Here is a 16,249-nt window from a genome sequence, read left to right as displayed (position 1 = left end):
TCTATGTGCGTCACACGGTTACCTTGGCCACAGCAGAAAACCCGGAGCGCAAGATCGATGTCCCTAACCAACACCAATGTCAGCTATGGCAGCGTGACCAAGACATTCCACTGGCTGACCGCATTGTTGATCTTCACCGCCTTGCCCTTGGGGTGGTTCGCCAACAACCTGGCCCATGCAATCTATGACCCGACCATCCCCACCACCGAGGCCGATCTTGCCCAAGCCGCACGGCTGTTTTCCCTGCACAAAACCGTTGGGATCACCGTCTTCTTCGTTGCGCTGGCACGCATTCTCTGGTCGCTCACCCAAACCAAGCCTGGACTGCTGAACGCCGACAACAAGCCCGAGGCCTTTGCGGCCGAGACGGTCCATTGGCTGCTGTACGGGTCCTTGGTTTTGGTTCCGCTGTCTGGTTGGATCGACCACGCTGCCACCGAAGGCTTCGCGCCCATCCTTTGGCCATTTGGGCAGAACCTGCCACTGGTGCCGAAGTCCGAGCATCTGGCCGAGGTGATGGCAACGCTGCACTGGCTTTTCATGCTGGTTCTCGTCGCAGCTTTGACCCTGCACATCGCCGGAGCACTGAAACACCACGTCATCGACAAGGACAGTACTTTGCGGCGAATGTTGCCCGGGGCGTCCTCTGCGCCGGTTCCGCCGGAACAGAAGCACTCGATGGTTCCCGCCGCAGCTGCTGGGCTTGTCTGGGTTGGCGTTCTGTCAGCCGGCCTGCTGACCGGCAGTTTTTCAGACAAGCCTGATGCCGAGGTTGCAACGGCCGAGTTGGCGGCCGTTCAATCGGATTGGCAGGTGGAAGAAGGCACGCTTGCCATCACGATCACACAACTGGGCAACCCGGTTACCGGTCAGTTTTCAGACTGGACCGCCGCAATCACCTTTGACGACCCCGTCGAACCCGGTCCGGCCGGGTCGGCAGAGGTCACGGTCTCCATCGGATCTTTGAGCCTGGGTACCGTGACCGATCAGGCCATGGGGGCTGATTTCTTCGACAAGGCGCAATTCCCGACGGCCAAGTTCGATGCCGAGATCTACAAAACCGAAACGGGGTATGAAGCAAGGGGACCGCTGACCATCCGCGATCAAACGCTGGACGTTGTATTGCCCTTCTCTTTGGACATCCAAGGCGAGACTGCCAAAATGTCCGGCACGGTGGACCTCAACCGCCTCGACTTCGGGGTTGGCCAATCGATGCCGAAAGAGGATTCGCTGGCCTTCGCCGTCACCGTTTCGGTCGAGTTGACGGCAACACGCAACGCTCAGTAAGCCGACGACACGAAAAAACCGCCGGGGCATCGGCCACCGGCGGTTTCTGTAGTTCTGAAGTCCGGCTCAGTCGGCCTTCTGCGCCTCGATCGAAATCGCGATGGCAACTTCGTCTCCGACGAAAGGCGCGAACTTGCCCAGTTCGAAATCGCTGCGCACCAGGGTGGTGGTGGCATCGAACCCGGCCCAAGGCTTGCCCGCCATCGGATGCTCGCCGACCTGATTCAGCTTGGCGTCCAGAACCACTGGCTTGGTCACACCATTCAAGGTCAGGTCCCCGGTGATCTTTGCGGTGTTCTCACCCGTCACCTCGATCGAGGTCGAGGTAAATGTCACCGTTTCCTCGGCAGTCGCCGCGAAGAAATCTTCGGACATGAAATGATCTTCACGGGGTTTCCAGCCGGTGATCATCTCGACCACGGGCATCGAAACCGTCACGCTCGACGCTGCTGGATCTTCCTGATCAAACATGATTTCGCCCTCGAAACCCGAGAACATGCCGGTGGTGGTCGAAAAGCCAAGATGGTTGTAGCTGAAAACAACCTGGCTGTGGCTTGGGTCCAGAACGTATTTTTCCGGGGCCGCGATGGCCGAGGTCGCCGCCGTGGCAATTGCTGCTGCAATAAGGGTGGATTTCATGACAATCTCCGAAAGTTTTCAAAGCGCAAACCGGTTGGGTTGCTCCAAAACAAAGATGTGCCGCCCATGGGCGGCACACAACCTTCATTCTCTCACAAATTCTGTTCCTCAATGAACAGAATAAAATTCAGGCGAAAATTGTTACGCTTCCGCTGAGTTGCCCTTTCAGCGCTCGGCTGACATCCGCCGATTCCAGCGGCAGCTTCATCAGAAGGCTGCCATCGACTTCAAAGAGTTCAACCTGGTCGTCCACGAACCGGGCTCCGCCCAACGTATCGTAGCTGCGGCGCAGTACGGTCTGCGGACGCCCGTTTTCGTTCTTCTGCAGCACCCGAACTTCGCGGCGGATCGGGTCGAAATATGCGTCGGGACGCGGATCCAGAACCTCGATGGTCAGCAGGCTCACCCCGAGGATCAGGAACATCAGCGATGCGACCAGCTTGATGGTCCAGACGTCGGCCCCGATGACCGAACCCGGCATCAGCCACATCGAAAAGGCCGATACGATCAGAAATGCACCCAGCACACGGAACAGGACCAACCGGGCCTTCCAATTCGGTGCAAAGGAAATAAGCACGGGCACGGATTTGTCGTATGCTGCGCCGGCTGCGGACTGTTGAAATGTGTTCGTGTTCATGACGGCCATCGCTTTTGCCCTGTCCAAGTTTCTTTAGACCCCCCGGGTAACGCCGGGCTTGCAAACAACCTCAAGCCGAAAAGCGTCAGGATTTGGGCAGCCCAAAGGTAATTGGGCGGCGTGAGAAAGGCATTCATGGCAGGGCTTGCCCCCCATCCAGAAACGTGTATACGGGGCCATCCTTCGCAATACGCATAAACCGCGCAGCCTCTCGTGGCAGGGTCGCGAAGGGTTGCTGGCCCCGCCTATGAAATGCGCCTTGATATAAACAGGAGTGAACATGCCACTGTATGAGCATGTAATGATCGCGCGTCAGGATCTGTCCAACGCGCAGGCCGAGGGCCTGATCGAACACTTTGGCACCGTATTGGCTGACAACGGCGGCAAGATCGTCGACAGCGAGTACTGGGGCGTCAAAACGATGGCCTACAAGATCAACAAAAACCGCAAGGGCCACTATGCCTTCCTGAAGACCGACGCACCGTCGGGCGCCGTTCAGGAAATGGAGCGCCTGATGCGCCTGCATGAAGACGTGATGCGCGTTCTGACCATCAAGGTCGACGAACATCCCGAGGGCCCCTCGGTCCAGATGCAGAAGCGCGATGAGCGCGATGGCCGCCGCGAGCGCCGTTGATCAACGCCTGAGGAAAGGACACCAAATCATGGCCGCAAAACCGTTTTTCCGCCGCCGCAAGGTCTGCCCGTTCTCGGGCGAAAACGCGCCGAAGATCGACTACAAAGACACCCGTCTGCTGCAGCGCTACATTTCCGAGCGTGGCAAGATCGTGCCTTCGCGCATCACCGCCGTTTCGGCAAAGAAGCAGCGTGAACTGGCCCGCGCCATCAAGCGCGCCCGCTTCCTCGCCCTGCTGCCCTACGCCGTGAAGTAAGGAGAGACTGATATGCAAGTTATCCTTCTGGAACGCGTTGCGAAACTGGGTCAGATGGGCGATGTCGTCGACGTCAAGCCCGGATACGCCCGCAACTTCCTGCTGCCGCAAGGCAAAGCGCTGAGCGCGTCCGAGGCCAACATCGCCTCGTTCGAAGCCCAGAAAGCACAGCTGGAAGCCCGCAACCTGGAAACCAAGAAAGAAGCTGAAGCTCTGGCTGAAAAGCTGGACGGTCAGCAGTTCATCGTGATTCGCTCGGCATCGGACGCCGGTGCGCTGTACGGCTCGGTCACCCCGCGTGACGCAGCCGATGCCGCGACCGCTGCTGGCTTCACTGTTGACAAGAAGCAGGTCGTTCTGGTCTCGCCGATCAAAGAGCTGGGTCTGCACACGGTTTCCGTCAAGCTGCACCCCGAAGTCGAAGTCGAAATAAAACTGAACGTTGCCCGCTCGGAAGAAGAAGCCGAACTTCAGGCATCGGGCAAGTCGATCCAGGAACTGGCCGCTGAAGAAGAGGCCGCCGCCGATTTTGAAATCGCGGAACTGTTCGACGACATCGGCTCGGCCGCTTCGGAAGACGAAGAACTGGTTGCCGCCGATGCTACGACCGAGGAAGACGAACCCAAAGCCTGATCCGATCAGGTCGGTTTATCTTAAAGGCCGCGCTGCATTGCGCGGCCTTTTTCTTTCTACTGGCAATTTATGGCCACCGCAGCGCGCCGGACTTGCGACCCGGGGCCACTTTCGTATCATCCAGCCGCGTAACAACCCGGAGAAGTTGCATGGCAAAGGTCCTGCGTCGAATATTGCTTTCAGTGCTTCTGGCTGCCCCGATTGCCGCCTGCAGCGACCCATCTGGCAAAGCGACGAAGGAACAGGCATTCGAGCCGCCGCTTTTCCCTAACGAAACGCCTGAATTGCGCGAGTCGATCAACAAATGGGCTGATCACTATGAACTGCCGCGGGAACTGGTCCATAAGCTGGCGATCCGCGAAAGCACGCATCGCCCCTGGGCGACGAACCGGCCATATTACGGCCTGCTGCAGATCCTTCCCGCCACCGCTCGTTCGATGGGCTACAAGGGCGACGCCAAGGGGCTTCTGGATGCGGACACCAATCTGGAATACGCGGGCAAGTATCTTCGCGGGGCCTGGATGCTGGCCGACGGCGACCAGCAGCGCGCGATCTTCCTCTATGCAAAGGGGTACTACCCCGAAGCCAAGGCTCGCGGAATGCTGGTTGAAACCGGCTTGCGGTCCGAATAGCGTAAATGGGGCAATCGACATCGGTCTATACAGCGTTCAATTTGACCGCGAATACCTCACAGGACGAAATAATCCGGAGGTTGTCTGTTGCCATTAGCACTCAATAACTCCATGTGATATGTACAAATGGGTTGCGCAATCTGTTCAGATTGACGCAACGTAGGCTGTGATACGGGCAGATACGGCATTTTTCGGGGGAAATGCCGTAGGGACAGAGGTTGGACGAGTGAAACTTATTGACTTGGCCACAATTGATCATGATGAACGGTCGGCTTACGACATCATCAATTCTGTCTGCAACGAACTTGGGTTCGACTATGCGTCCTATGCGACGACCCATCCCGTGAATGGTGACGTCCAAGGTTACGCGAACTACCCGGACGAGTGGAAGATCCACTACGCCACGCAAGGCTACCATCACCTTGATCCCACCCTATATCAGTCGGCGCTCAGCATCGCGCCGGTGGACTGGGGCCGCTTCAATCACGACGACAAGTTCAACGCGGTGTTCCGTGACGCTCATGATTTCGGGATCACCGACCGCGGCCTGACGGTTCCGGTTCGGGGACCTTATGGCGAAACTGGCTTGCTCAGCGTGACCAAGGATTGCACGGACGAGGAATGGAAAAAGCTTAAAAAGCACGTGATGGGTGACCTGCAGATGGCCGCGGTTCACGCACATGACACCGTCATGCAATCTGGCCTGCTGGCCAAGGCTCTATACCTTCCGACCCTATCCTCGCGCGAAAAAGAAATCCTGCAATGGGTCGCCGAGGGCAAGTCCCAGCAGGATATCGGAGATATTCTGTGCATTTCGCACCGGACGGTCGAGGTGCACATGCGTTCCGGACGAGAGAAACTGGGCGCACTTACGACCGCCCAGGCGATCGGCCGTGCCATTGGTCTGGGGTTAATTTACCCCGGTTAACAATTAAGGCAGAAAAATACGGGATATCCCCAATAGTCTTGTTTCGAAACTTGGTTAATCTGCTCCTTACGGTAACCAAACTGTAGGGGGATGGAATGATCATCGTTATTGATGGCATCAACCAGCATAAGTTCAAAGACGTCTTGGATGAGATGTTCAAGCTGCGAGCACGCGTGTTCGGGGATCGCTTGGGCTGGGAAGTGAACATCCAGGACGGGCGCGAATTCGATCAATTCGACTCGCTCAATCCTGCACACGTGGTCAGCATCAACGACGAGGGGGACGTCGTTGGGTGCATGCGCCTCTTGCAGACGACCGGCCCGCACATGCTGGCCGATGTGTTCAGCTCGATCCTTGATGACGAGCCGCCAATCCGCAGCGCCCAAGTCTGGGAAGCTACGCGGTTCTGTGTCGACACGAAACGGCTCGGCCGGGGACGTGGCAAGAATTCAGTATCCTACGTGACCAGTGAGGTCATGATTGGGTCATTCGAATACGCCCAGGAAGCTGGAGTGCTCGACTCGGTCGCGGTCATTGATCCGGTTATGAACCGGGTGCTGCAACGGTCCGGAAATGCTCCGTACGACTATGTCGGAACGGCCAAGCCGATGGGCAAAGTGGTCGCAATGGCCGCCCTGATGGATTGTTCGGACGAGCGTATCCAATCGATCCGCGAGTATTCGAGCATCGACTACGACGTGTTCCTGACCGACGATCAGGCGCTCGAACTGTTCAATTCGGGTCAGCAAGCCAAGCTTGCACAGGCCGGTGCCGCCAATCTTGACCACCAGCCACTGACCGATCTTGAGAAATACTTCGTCGAGCAGATGCACGCTGCGACGACGAAAGAAGAAGTCCAGGCCGTACTCAAATTGATCGAGAGCCTGTCGGACCGCTTCACCCCAGAGCAGAAAACCGCTCTGTTGCAAACCCCCCGTGCTTTTGCTCATGAGGCCTGACCCCCTCACCTCATAAGTCCAAAAGCCACCCATGCGGAGCCGTCCCATTACAGGCGGCTCCGCTCTAATTTTTGCAACCGATCCGCCGCTGACGCCATACGTTCCGGTTCTTGGCAGCAACAAAAAAGGCCCTCCGAAGAGGACCTGATTTCATTTCTTTCTGTCCGGACAATCGCCGTTTGACCGGCCCGGGTGCAGCGGCACCCGGACCGACCTGAAAACGCGGCTTATTCCTCTTCGAGGGCTTCGATTGCCTTCTGCAGCTCTTCCTTGCTGACTTCCTTTTCGGTCACTTTGGCCAGCTCGACCACGTAGTCTACAACCTTGTCCTCAAAGATCGGCGCGCGCAGTTGCTGCTGCATCTGAGCGTTCTGCTGAACGAACTCGAAGAACTGACGCTCCTGACCCGGGTACTGGCGAGCCTGGTTCATGATCGCCTGGGTCATCTCGGCGTCGGTGACTTCGACTTCAGCCTTCTGGCCCAGCTCGGCCAGCAACAGGCCCAGACGCACGCGGCGCTCAGCCAGTTTGTTGTGCTCTTCGGTCGGCTCGATCTCATCGTGGTTGTGATCGGTCACCTCGGGGTTTTCTTCGTGCCACAGCTGATGTGCGATCTGCTTGGCTTCGGCTTCGACCAGGGTCGGCGGCAGGTCGAACGACACTTTCTCGTCCAGCGCGTCCAGTAGAGCGCGCTTCATCACCGCGCGCGACGCACCTGCGTATTCGGCTTCCAGACGTTCGGCAATCTGTGCCTTCAACGCAGCCAGATCCTCAGCGCCGAACTTCTGTGCCAGTTCGTCGTTGATCTCGGCGGCAACAGGTTCCTTCACCTCTTTGATCGTGCAGGTAAACACGGCCTCTTTGCCGGCCAGGTGCTCGGCGCCGTATTCTTCGGGGAAGGTAACGGTGACGTCTTTGACTTCCTCGGCTTTCACGCCAACCAGCTGATCCTCGAAACCGGGGATGAAGCTGTTCGAGCCCAGCACCAGCGGGTAATCCTCGGCCGAACCGCCTTCGAAGGCCTCGCCGTCAACCTTGCCGACGAAATCGATGACGACCTGATCGCCTTCCTTCGCCTTTGATCCCTTGCGGCGGGCTTTGAAATCCTGAGCGGTTTCAGCCAGGTTCTGCAGGGCTTCTTCCACGGCTGCGTCGTCCGCCTTGACGACCAGCTTTTCCAGCTCGACCGATTTCAGGTCAACTTCGGGGATTTTCGGCAGGGCTTCATAGGACATTTCTACGTGAACGTCGTCGCCTTCTTTCCAGTCTTCGTTGGTCATCTTGACCTGGGGCTGCAGCGCCGGACGATCACCACTGTCTTCGAAGTGCTTGTTCATCGCACCGTCGATGGTTTCTTGCATTGCTTCGCCCAACAGGCGCTGGCCAAACTGCTTTTTCAGCAGTGCCATGGGAACCTTGCCCTTGCGGAAGCCTTTCATCTCGATTTCCGGCTGAGCTTCGATCAGTTTCTCATTGACCTTCTCGTCCAGCTCGGCGGCGGTGACAACAATGTTGTAGCCGCGTTTCAGACCCTCGTTCAGCGTCTCGGTAACCTGCATTCTGGTAGTCCCCATAGGATTCGGGGCGCGCAAAACGGGCGCGCCGGGCAAATTTGACGCCTTCTATTTGCCTAGCCGCCGAAGGGCAAGGGGCAAGGTGCCAGATTGGCCTTGTTTTGCCACCCTGCCCCACAAAAAACGCCCCGGACAGAGCCGGGGCGCCATGAATTCACAACAACATCAGGATCAGAACTTCCAGCGGGCCCCCAGGACCCAAGCTTCGTTCTTGTCAAAAGACGTTCCGTCGTTGAAGTCGTGGTTGCGATATTTCAGGTAGGCATCGGTGTTGATGCTGTCGATGCGCTGCACCACTGCGATACCCCAGGACTCGGTGCTGGACCCGTCCGTGTTGAAATCGGAACCATCATAGTAGTCGATGCCGATACCGGTCTTGCCCCAGGACACCCAATTATCCTCGTAGGCGATCTTGGTGTACCAAAAGTTGGGATCGCTTTCGCCCGACACGTTGTTTCGGGTACCGGCAGCAGCGGTGAAGCTGAAGCCGCTGGGCAGCAGTACCGATGCCGAGCCGATCGTGTCTTCACGGTCGCCGGAACCATCGTCAAAATCACGCACCGCATAGGCCACGCTTGCCGCGAACTCGACTCCACCGGCAAAGGTGTTGTTGTAGTTCAGTGCAACGTCGTAATAGTCGTCGTCATCACTGCTGGACAGGATGTTCTGACCATAGGCGAAGCTTGCCGAAAAGCCGCTGAAATCCGGCGTGTCATACCGCACGCGGCCACGACGCGCGCCGTCAAAGTTGCTGCTGGAGTCGCCAACGGTGATGTCGCTGAGGGTTCCGTCGGTTCCGCGGTAGAAGAAGCCCGAGTTTTCATCGTTGGTGAACGAATAAAGCGCGGTGCCGACATAAGACAGGTCAGTTTCCGCTGCACCGTCAGACGCCATGCTGCCCTGACCGGCCGAGAATTTACCCCAGCCACCTTTCAGCGCAAAATCCACGTGACGAATGTCTTCCCGGGTCCAGCCGCTGAAATCGGTACCCAGCTGGTTCCACTCACTGGAGTTCGGCAGACCCAGCGCGGTTTCAAAGCGGAAGGTGAATTCGTTCTGGCCAAACGGCTGCATCAGGCTCAGGCCGACGCGGCTGTTGGACAAGTCGTTGTCCAGCAGGCGGGTATCGGTCTCTTGGCCGTCGTCAACCGAGATAATTGCCGGGTTGAACTGCCCATATAGCAGAACATAGCCACCGCTGTTGTTCTCGTATTTCAACTCTGCCGCGGCGGGGATGGCCGTGGTGGCCGCAAGAACAGCGGCGACTGAGGAGAGTTTGATATTCAATGTCATAGCACTCACCATGAAAGGTTCGGGTTTCAGGTACTGCCCAGATGTTCAGTGGAACTGTCCGGTTCCAGAGGCCCCTACGCCATTCAGCTCGATCATTGCAAATCCGCCACAAAGACAGAGTGGCAGCAAAGCAAAATTTCCGTGTTATCAATATTTTAACAACAAACGCATGCAGGCTTCAGACGGCCCGCAAGAGAATTCTGCCATCCGGCCATGCGTTTGGCAAACACTCGCTATGCATTTGCGCAGTCTTGACAGCAAAATCCTGCCGATATTCTAGCCTTGCGCCTTGGGAACACGCAAGAACTTCATATCTGAAGACGTTTGAGCACACCGGGCAGTTGCTCGGGAAGGTCTTCCGCGATCAATCCCGGGCCAAAAGCGCGCGCGCATTCCACGTGAAGCCAGACGGCGGTTTCGGCGGCATTCAGCGGGTGCAATCCACGTGCCAGCAGCCCGGTCAAAAAACCCGCCAACACGTCGCCCGCTCCTGCGGTCGCCAGCCACGGCGCGGCCCGATCATAGTGAGCCGAATGGATCGAGCACCGACCGTCCGGACCCGCAATCACAGTGTCCGGTCCCTTCAAAAGTACCACGCAACCTGCCCTGCCGGCCGCCTCGCGCACGGCATCAACCTTTGAGAAAGCTGGGCCATCCTTGGGGTGCAAGGAAAGCTTGGCCGAGATATCGGGGAACAGGCGGGCGAATTCGCCGCCGTGCGGTGTCAGGACGCAGTTTTCATGCAGGATCGCCATCAGTGACGCTTGATCTTCAGCAAATGCCGAAAGAGCGTCGGCATCCAGCACGGTTGCCCTTCCGGACTCCAATGCCACGGGGACCAGCGATCGGGCCTTGTCCAGGCCCAATCCGGGCCCGAGGCACAGCGCGTTCAGGCGTTGGTCCCGCAATGCAATGGCCAGCCCATCCGCGCCTGCGATCTGCTCAATCATGACCGCGGTGACTTGGCTGGCGACTTCCTGCAATGCGACGGGAGGGACGCCCAGTGTGACAAGACCGGCGCCCACGCGCAACGCTCCGCGGGCAGCCAATCGCGCGGCACCTGTTCTACCTGTGTCGCCTGTCAGGATCAGCGCATGACCGTGACCGTATTTGTGATCGAAAGCCGATTTCCGCAGATCAGGCAGATTTTCGGGGTCCAGCAACACACTCGGCCGATCATCTGGCGTTTCTTCAACTGACAGAGCCGGCAGACCGATGTCGACAACGGACATCCTGCCACAGCACTCTGGTCCCTCGGCCAGATAATGGCCCGGCTTTGCGGTATGAAACGTCACCGTCAGGTTGGCCGACACGGCGCAGTCTTCGGGGGCAAATCCCTCTGACACCAGACGCCGACCACTGTCCGCGCATAGGCCGCTGGGAATGTCCACACAAACGACACGGGGGCAACCACCTTCCGACTGTGACGCTTTCCACTGGCCCAATTTACGCATTGTCCGTGGCAGCCCGGCTACCGGTCTCGTCAGCCCGGTTCCGAACAAGGCATCAACCGCCAGAACAGTATCCGAACAGGCCGCGCCGTAGGCATCGAGCGCGTCATCAGACAGCACATGGCACGAACCCATCGCGCACCAACGCTTGTAGTTCGCCCGCGCGTCTGCAGGCAACTTCTCGGGGTCGCCCAACAGGAAAAGGTCCACGGTCCACCCCCACTCTTTCAGAATGCGCGCCACTACAAAACCGTCGCCGCCATTGTTGCCCGGCCCGCAGAACACAACGGCCCGGCCGGACCCGGCCGCGAGGTCAGGCCAGGTTTCAAAGACGGCCTCCACCACACCACGACCTGCGCGCTCCATCAGTTCCAGGCCGGTGACAAGGCCGGATTCGATTGCGGCGCGTTCAGCCGCCCTCATCTGGGACGAACTCAGCAGTTTTGGCATCCGAAACCCTCACGCGATTCAAATCTGATTACTTTTTGTGCAACTTGCCTAAAAATTGGCCCGCTGCCCAGAATCCCTTCACCAGCAGACGGTCAATTCGGCAATCGCATTGCCGCCCGATCTTAGACGTGATCACTGCCATTCTGACAACCATGCGAGGTGAGCCCGGATGAAAAAGATCGAAGCGATCATCAAGCCGTTCAAATTGGACGAAGTGAAAGAGGCCCTGCAGGACGTTGGTGTCCAGGGCCTCAGCGTGATCGAAGTCAAGGGCTTCGGACGCCAGAAAGGACACACCGAACTGTACCGCGGCGCGGAATATGTGGTGGACTTTCTGCCCAAGGTCAAAGTCGAGGTCGTTTTGGATGCCGATCAGGTCGATGCGGCCATCGAAGCCATCGTTTCGGCCGCCAAGACCGACAAGATCGGGGACGGCAAGATCTTTGTCTCGTCCGTTGAACAAGCCATTCGCATCCGGACCGGCGAGACCGGCTCGGACGCGCTGTAAAACCAATTCTGCAATCTAGAGGAACATAGTAATGAGCAAGGACGCAGTTCTTCAGCTGATCAAAGACGAGGGTGCCGAGTATGTCGACATCCGCTTCACCGATCCGCGTGGCAAGCTTCAGCACGTGACCGTCATGGCCGACCAGGTCGACGAAGACTTCCTTGAGGAAGGCTTCATGTTCGACGGTTCGTCCATCGCCGGCTGGAAGTCGATCGAAGCATCGGACATGAAACTGATGCCCGATACCCAAAGCGCGTATGTCGATCCCTTCTATGCAGAAAAGACTATCTGCCTGCACTGCTCGGTCGTGGAACCCGATACCGGCGAAGCCTATGAGCGTGACCCCCGCGGCACCGCGCAGAAGGCCGAAGCCTACCTGAAGTCTTCGGGCGTTGGCGACGTGGCTTACATGGGCCCCGAGGCCGAGTTCTTCCTGTTCGACGACGTGCGCTTCTCGAACAGCATCAACAAGGTATCCTACGAAGTTGATGCAACCGATGCGTCCTGGAACACCGACACCGAATACGAGATGGGCAACATGGGCCATCGTCCGGGCGTCAAGGGCGGCTACTTCCCGGTCAACCCGATCGACGAGGCACAGGACCTGCGTTCGGAAATGCTGTCGACCATGAAGCGTCTGGGCATGAAGGTCGACAAGCACCACCACGAAGTGGCCTCGTGCCAGCACGAGCTGGGCCTGATCTTCGACAGCCTGACCAAGCAGGCCGACGAGCTGCAGAAATACAAGTACGTCATCCACAACGTCGCGCACGCCTACGGCAAGTCGGCCACTTTCATGCCGAAGCCGATTGCAGGCGACAATGGCACCGGTATGCACGTCAACATGTCGATCTGGAAGGACGGCAAGCCGCTGTTTGCAGGCGACAAATATGCCGATCTGTCGGACGAAGCCCTGTGGTTCATTGGCGGTATCCTCAAGCACGCCAAGACCCTGAACGCTTTCACCAACCCGTCGACCAACAGCTACAAGCGCCTGATCCCGGGCTTCGAAGCCCCCGTTCTGCGCGCCTACTCGGCCCGCAACCGTTCGGGTTGCGTCCGTATCCCGTGGACTGAATCACCGAAGGCCAAGCGCGTCGAGGCCCGCTTCCCCGATCCGTCGGCAAACCCCTACCTGGCGTTTGCGGCACTGCTGATGGCCGGCCTGGACGGCATCAAGAACAAGATCGATCCGGGCGAAGCCATGGACAAGAACCTGTACGATCTGCCCGCCGAAGAACTGGCCGGTATCCCGACCGTCTGCGGCAGCCTGCGCGAGGCGCTGGAATGTCTGGCGGCCGATCACGACTTCCTGCTGCAGGGCGACGTGTTCACCAAAGACCAGATCGACGGCTACATCGCACTGAAGATGGAAGAGGTCGAAACCTACGAGCACACTCCGCACCCGGTCGAATACGGCATGTACTACAGCTGCTGACCCCGGTCGGAAGTCCAATCAAAAGACCTTGGGGGCGTCCTGTCGGGCGCCCCTTTTCAGTGGTGCAGGGCCCCCATATTTCCCTTTGTGACAGGCGCCTTTGCCGCTAGGCTGAAGATCAATTCAATTATCAGGATTATTCATGCGCCTTCTCGCCCTGACCCTCTCCGCTGCACTTCTTGTTTCAGGCGCTGCTGCGCAGACGATCGACCGGATCAAAGAAACGCGCGAAATCCGGTTTGGGTTTCGTACAGATGCCGCCCCACTTTCTTACATCAACGACCAGGAGCGACCCGACGGGTTGTCCGTGATGGTCTGCGATCAGGTTGCCCGAGCCATCGCCAGCCGACTGGGTGCGGATGACCTCACCGCACAGTTCATTCCGGTGCAGTCGGATACACGCTTTGACATGGTCGCCTCTGGCCAGATCGACCTGTTGTGCGGCGCGGCGACAATCACCCTGTCGCGGCGGGAAACCGTTGATTTCTCGATCCCGATCTTCGTGGACGGAACATCCGTTTTGCTGCCGATAGATGCGGAAGTCACGATGGCGTCGCTTTCCGGCAAGAAAGTCGGCATGCGCAGCAGCACGACCACAGAAGAAGCCGTGTTCAACTCATTCGGATCAGCGGGGATCGAGGCAAAGCTCGTTCGGTTCGCCTCTCATCCCGACGGGATCAAGGCTTTGAGGGACGGAGAGATCGACGCCTATTTCGCCGACCAATCCATTCTTTTGGTCAACTATTTGGCAGCCGGATTGAAGGACGACTTCAAAATCTCGCAAGAGATTCTGACGATTGAAAAGCAAGGTCTGGCCCTTGCGCGCGGCGACGATGACTTTCGCCTGATGGTCGATGAGATCCTGTCGCAGATGTATGCCCAAGGCACGATGGAAGAGATCTTTCGCGCCGCACTGCCCGGGATTGAACCCAGCGAGGCCCTGAAAGCCCTGTACGTTATCGCACCCACCCTGCCCTGATTTCCAGGAGGTCCCCATGCGCCTTACGGTCCTGTCCGTTTTCATTGCACTGAGTGCCCCCGTGGCGGCGCAGTCCGCTCCCTGCGGGAACACAGGCGCTGGTTTTGAAGCCTGGAAGGCCGATTTTGCCAAGCAGGCGCGCAAAGCCGGAGTAAAGAAAAAAGGGCTGCAGGCTCTGGCGCAAACCCAATACGCCACACGGACCATCGCCGCGGATCGGGGGCAGAAAAGCTTCAAATACTCCCTCGACAAGTTCATGAAGGTTCGAGGGGCGGATACGATCGTGGCCCAGGGGCGCAAGCGCAAGGCCCGAAACCCGGAATTCTACGCGGCGCTGGAGCGTCAGTACGGTGTCCCGGCCGGCGTTCTGATTGCCATTCACGGCATGGAAACCGGGTTCGGAAACTTCATGGGCGACAGCCAGGTTGTTTCCGCAATCACAACATTGGCCTACGATTGTCGACGGTCCGACTTCTTTGTTCCCCATGCCATCGGAGCGCTGAAACTGGTCGATCAGGGGGCGATCACGGTGGCAACAAAAGGGGCAAAACATGGCGAGTTGGGCCACACCCAGTTTCTGCCCGGCAATGCTCTGACCTATGGCGTGGACGCCACGGGTGACGGGCGCGTGGACTTCTACAACATGACGGATGCGTTGGCCTCAACCGCAAATTTTCTTCGGCAGAAAGGGTGGAAACCCGGCCGGGGCTATCAACCCGGCGAAGCGAATTTTGCGGTGATCCAGCAATGGAACGCCGCCTCGGTTTACCAAAAATCGATAGCGATCATGGCAGCTCGAATCGACAACTGAGGCTTTGTCGGCAACCGGACCACCGCACTCAATTCCGCCACATTGCTGCCACAGTGTCAGGCGGAACGCTCTAATTTCTTGGTTTCCAAAGCGTAATCAATCGTCGCAAAAATTCATTTTTTTGCAATATGGTCAAAATTTGACCCTCATCACCGACTAAAGTGTTGGTTCAGTATTCGTACGGCAGAGGTCAAGACTGTGACCACGAAGCACAGATACCACGGTGGCCTGCAATTCAACGGCGACACGAACGGCGCGTTGGAGCGGTTCGGCCATATCGTGGTGGCAACTCTTGAGGACTACGGGCATCTTGTGGAACGCAAGACCCTGCTGAGCCAGACCGAGGCAACCATCGTGTCCAGCCAGTACCTTGTCCGTTTGACCCTCGAGTCCGAGCCCCGGGAGACCAGCGACCGCTTTGGGCGTCTGGACCGTACGGTTGGTCTGAAGACCATGGTGCGCCCCTCGGCGACACGCCCGCGCAACCGATTGGTGATTTCGGTCTCGCCTGTTTCAGGCCTGATGGATGACCCTGAGATTTCCGAGTTGATGCTTGTCGTCATGCTGTATCGGATGGTCGACATCTGCTCGACGCAACGAGTGGAATGGCTGTCGCCGAAAACCGTTTTGACGATCGAACAGTTCATGGGCGCGTTTGACTCGTTGATGCCACGCAAGCAGCGGAACCGCCGCGAGGCGTTCGAGGCGGTCAGCGGACCTTTTGCGGGCCTTGAGCCCGCAGCAACTGATGACCACGAGGCCGTCAAAGCACCGGCAAAGCCGCCTCGCCCGATTCAATTGACCGATGAGCAATTGCTCAGCATCGCCTTCCGTTCCGACGAGGCCGACGCACCCGTTTCTGATGCATCGGCCGCGACGGATAACGATGACGACCGCCCCAGTGACGCGTTGCGCCTGACCAGCTGGGCCCTGACCGGTGCCGTTGCCAGCCTGTCGGCGCCGATCGCTCTGTCGATGGCCGCTGTGAACCTCATCCGGGGCGAAGACTTTCGCCTGAACACTCAGGTCTTGGCCTATACGGTCGCCATCGTGTCGCTGAACTCAAGTGGTGCGTTTGCCGATGTGGCCAATGCGATCGGACTGTAACTGAATTACCAGAAGACCCTCCTTGGAGGCCCC

Annotated in this window: 17 protein-coding genes; 12 read left to right on the top strand and 5 right to left on the bottom strand. The window is 58.2% G+C overall.

Features of this window, described 5'->3' with window-relative positions:
• Positions 1–57: 57 nt before the first annotated feature.
• Complete coding sequence (locus ACR0NB_RS02890; protein ID WP_170338065.1) at positions 58–1,287, top strand: cytochrome b/b6 domain-containing protein; 1,230 nt, start codon at positions 58–60, stop codon at positions 1,285–1,287.
• A gap of 66 nt (positions 1,288–1,353) precedes the next feature.
• On the opposite strand, the gene ACR0NB_RS02885 is transcribed toward ACR0NB_RS02890, so the two are convergent.
• A complete protein-coding gene (locus tag ACR0NB_RS02885) occupies positions 1,354–1,926 on the bottom strand; it encodes a YceI family protein (protein ID WP_480774893.1) in 573 nt (190 codons plus the stop codon).
• A 127-nt stretch (positions 1,927–2,053) separates the two neighbouring features.
• Positions 2,054–2,563, bottom strand: a complete 510-nt coding sequence (locus ACR0NB_RS02880; protein ID WP_244952357.1) for a hypothetical protein — start codon at positions 2,561–2,563, stop codon at positions 2,054–2,056.
• Positions 2,564–2,843: 280 nt separating this feature from the next.
• Between ACR0NB_RS02880 and rpsF the strand changes: the two genes are divergently transcribed.
• The 6 genes from rpsF (at position 2,844) to ACR0NB_RS02850 (ending at position 6,605) form a co-directional block, all read left to right on the top strand.
• Positions 2,844–3,197 (top strand): 30S ribosomal protein S6, encoded by a 354-nt coding sequence (gene rpsF, locus ACR0NB_RS02875; protein WP_093962413.1) that lies wholly within the window; start codon positions 2,844–2,846, stop codon positions 3,195–3,197.
• A 28-nt stretch (positions 3,198–3,225) separates the two neighbouring features.
• Positions 3,226–3,453: a 30S ribosomal protein S18 gene (rpsR, locus tag ACR0NB_RS02870; RefSeq protein ID WP_005608650.1), complete on the top strand. Its 228-nt coding sequence runs from the start codon at positions 3,226–3,228 to the stop codon at positions 3,451–3,453.
• Positions 3,454–3,465: 12 nt separating this feature from the next.
• The gene (rplI, locus tag ACR0NB_RS02865) at positions 3,466–4,086 is read left to right on the top strand and encodes a 50S ribosomal protein L9 (protein ID WP_170338059.1); all 621 of its coding nucleotides are present in this window, start codon (positions 3,466–3,468) and stop codon (positions 4,084–4,086) included.
• A 149-nt stretch (positions 4,087–4,235) separates the two neighbouring features.
• The gene (locus ACR0NB_RS02860; RefSeq protein ID WP_480774892.1) at positions 4,236–4,718 is read left to right on the top strand and encodes a transglycosylase SLT domain-containing protein; all 483 of its coding nucleotides are present in this window, start codon (positions 4,236–4,238) and stop codon (positions 4,716–4,718) included.
• A 226-nt stretch (positions 4,719–4,944) separates the two neighbouring features.
• A complete protein-coding gene (locus ACR0NB_RS02855; RefSeq protein WP_170338055.1) occupies positions 4,945–5,646 on the top strand; it encodes a helix-turn-helix transcriptional regulator in 702 nt (233 codons plus the stop codon).
• A 95-nt stretch (positions 5,647–5,741) separates the two neighbouring features.
• On the top strand, positions 5,742–6,605 hold the full coding sequence (locus ACR0NB_RS02850) for an acyl-homoserine-lactone synthase (RefSeq protein WP_170358734.1): 864 nt from the start codon (positions 5,742–5,744) through the stop codon (positions 6,603–6,605).
• A gap of 227 nt (positions 6,606–6,832) precedes the next feature.
• Here ACR0NB_RS02850 and tig read toward each other — a convergent pair whose 3' ends face one another.
• The 3 genes from tig to ACR0NB_RS02835 form a co-directional block, all read right to left on the bottom strand.
• Positions 6,833–8,164 carry a trigger factor gene (tig, locus tag ACR0NB_RS02845; protein ID WP_170509249.1) on the bottom strand — a complete coding sequence of 444 codons (1,332 nt, stop codon included), beginning with the start codon at positions 8,162–8,164 and terminating at the stop codon, positions 6,833–6,835.
• Positions 8,165–8,350: 186 nt separating this feature from the next.
• Entirely contained in the window at positions 8,351–9,472 is a 1,122-nt protein-coding gene (locus ACR0NB_RS02840) for a porin (RefSeq protein ID WP_093962418.1), read from the bottom strand.
• A gap of 308 nt (positions 9,473–9,780) precedes the next feature.
• Positions 9,781–11,373, bottom strand: coding sequence for an NAD(P)H-hydrate dehydratase (locus tag ACR0NB_RS02835; protein WP_480774891.1), 1,593 nt, complete (start codon positions 11,371–11,373; stop codon positions 9,781–9,783).
• Between the two features lie 169 nt (positions 11,374–11,542).
• On the opposite strand from ACR0NB_RS02835, the gene ACR0NB_RS02830 reads away from it, so the two are divergent.
• The 5 genes from ACR0NB_RS02830 (at position 11,543) to ACR0NB_RS02810 (ending at position 16,216) form a co-directional block, all read left to right on the top strand.
• The gene (locus ACR0NB_RS02830; protein WP_093962420.1) at positions 11,543–11,881 is read left to right on the top strand and encodes a P-II family nitrogen regulator; all 339 of its coding nucleotides are present in this window, start codon (positions 11,543–11,545) and stop codon (positions 11,879–11,881) included.
• A 31-nt stretch (positions 11,882–11,912) separates the two neighbouring features.
• Positions 11,913–13,319: a type I glutamate--ammonia ligase gene (glnA, locus tag ACR0NB_RS02825; protein ID WP_260063175.1), complete on the top strand. Its 1,407-nt coding sequence runs from the start codon at positions 11,913–11,915 to the stop codon at positions 13,317–13,319.
• Between the two features lie 142 nt (positions 13,320–13,461).
• Positions 13,462–14,298, top strand: a complete 837-nt coding sequence (locus ACR0NB_RS02820) for an amino acid ABC transporter substrate-binding protein (RefSeq protein WP_480774890.1) — start codon at positions 13,462–13,464, stop codon at positions 14,296–14,298.
• A gap of 16 nt (positions 14,299–14,314) precedes the next feature.
• On the top strand, positions 14,315–15,109 hold the full coding sequence (locus ACR0NB_RS02815) for a lytic murein transglycosylase (protein ID WP_480774889.1): 795 nt from the start codon (positions 14,315–14,317) through the stop codon (positions 15,107–15,109).
• 198 nt (positions 15,110–15,307) lie between these two features.
• Positions 15,308–16,216, top strand: a complete 909-nt coding sequence (locus ACR0NB_RS02810) for a hypothetical protein (RefSeq protein ID WP_480774888.1) — start codon at positions 15,308–15,310, stop codon at positions 16,214–16,216.
• Positions 16,217–16,249: the final 33 nt, after the last annotated feature.

The organism is Ruegeria sp. CG3, assembly GCF_056537205.1.
The sequence above is the reverse complement of the archived record's forward strand: the minus strand, read 5'-3'. Positions and strand labels throughout refer to the sequence as shown.

Bases quoted from the DNA above. Each gene is read 5' to 3' on its own strand.
- ACR0NB_RS02890 (WP_170338065.1), top strand. From the start codon at position 58: ATGTCCCTAACCAACACCAATGTCAGCTATGGCAGCGTGACCAAGACA.
- ACR0NB_RS02885 (WP_480774893.1), bottom strand. From the start codon at position 1,926: ATGAAATCCACCCTTATTGCAGCAGCAATTGCCACGGCGGCGACCTCG.
- ACR0NB_RS02880 (WP_244952357.1), bottom strand. From the start codon at position 2,563: ATGAACACGAACACATTTCAACAGTCCGCAGCCGGCGCAGCATACGAC.
- rpsF (WP_093962413.1), top strand. From the start codon at position 2,844: ATGCCACTGTATGAGCATGTAATGATCGCGCGTCAGGATCTGTCCAAC.
- rpsR (WP_005608650.1), top strand. From the start codon at position 3,226: ATGGCCGCAAAACCGTTTTTCCGCCGCCGCAAGGTCTGCCCGTTCTCG.
- rplI (WP_170338059.1), top strand. From the start codon at position 3,466: ATGCAAGTTATCCTTCTGGAACGCGTTGCGAAACTGGGTCAGATGGGC.
- ACR0NB_RS02860 (WP_480774892.1), top strand. From the start codon at position 4,236: ATGGCAAAGGTCCTGCGTCGAATATTGCTTTCAGTGCTTCTGGCTGCC.
- ACR0NB_RS02850 (WP_170358734.1), top strand. From the start codon at position 5,742: ATGATCATCGTTATTGATGGCATCAACCAGCATAAGTTCAAAGACGTC.
- tig (WP_170509249.1), bottom strand. From the start codon at position 8,164: ATGCAGGTTACCGAGACGCTGAACGAGGGTCTGAAACGCGGCTACAAC.
- ACR0NB_RS02840 (WP_093962418.1), bottom strand. From the start codon at position 9,472: ATGACATTGAATATCAAACTCTCCTCAGTCGCCGCTGTTCTTGCGGCC.
- ACR0NB_RS02835 (WP_480774891.1), bottom strand. From the start codon at position 11,373: ATGCCAAAACTGCTGAGTTCGTCCCAGATGAGGGCGGCTGAACGCGCC.
- ACR0NB_RS02830 (WP_093962420.1), top strand. From the start codon at position 11,543: ATGAAAAAGATCGAAGCGATCATCAAGCCGTTCAAATTGGACGAAGTG.
- glnA (WP_260063175.1), top strand. From the start codon at position 11,913: ATGAGCAAGGACGCAGTTCTTCAGCTGATCAAAGACGAGGGTGCCGAG.
- ACR0NB_RS02820 (WP_480774890.1), top strand. From the start codon at position 13,462: ATGCGCCTTCTCGCCCTGACCCTCTCCGCTGCACTTCTTGTTTCAGGC.
- ACR0NB_RS02815 (WP_480774889.1), top strand. From the start codon at position 14,315: ATGCGCCTTACGGTCCTGTCCGTTTTCATTGCACTGAGTGCCCCCGTG.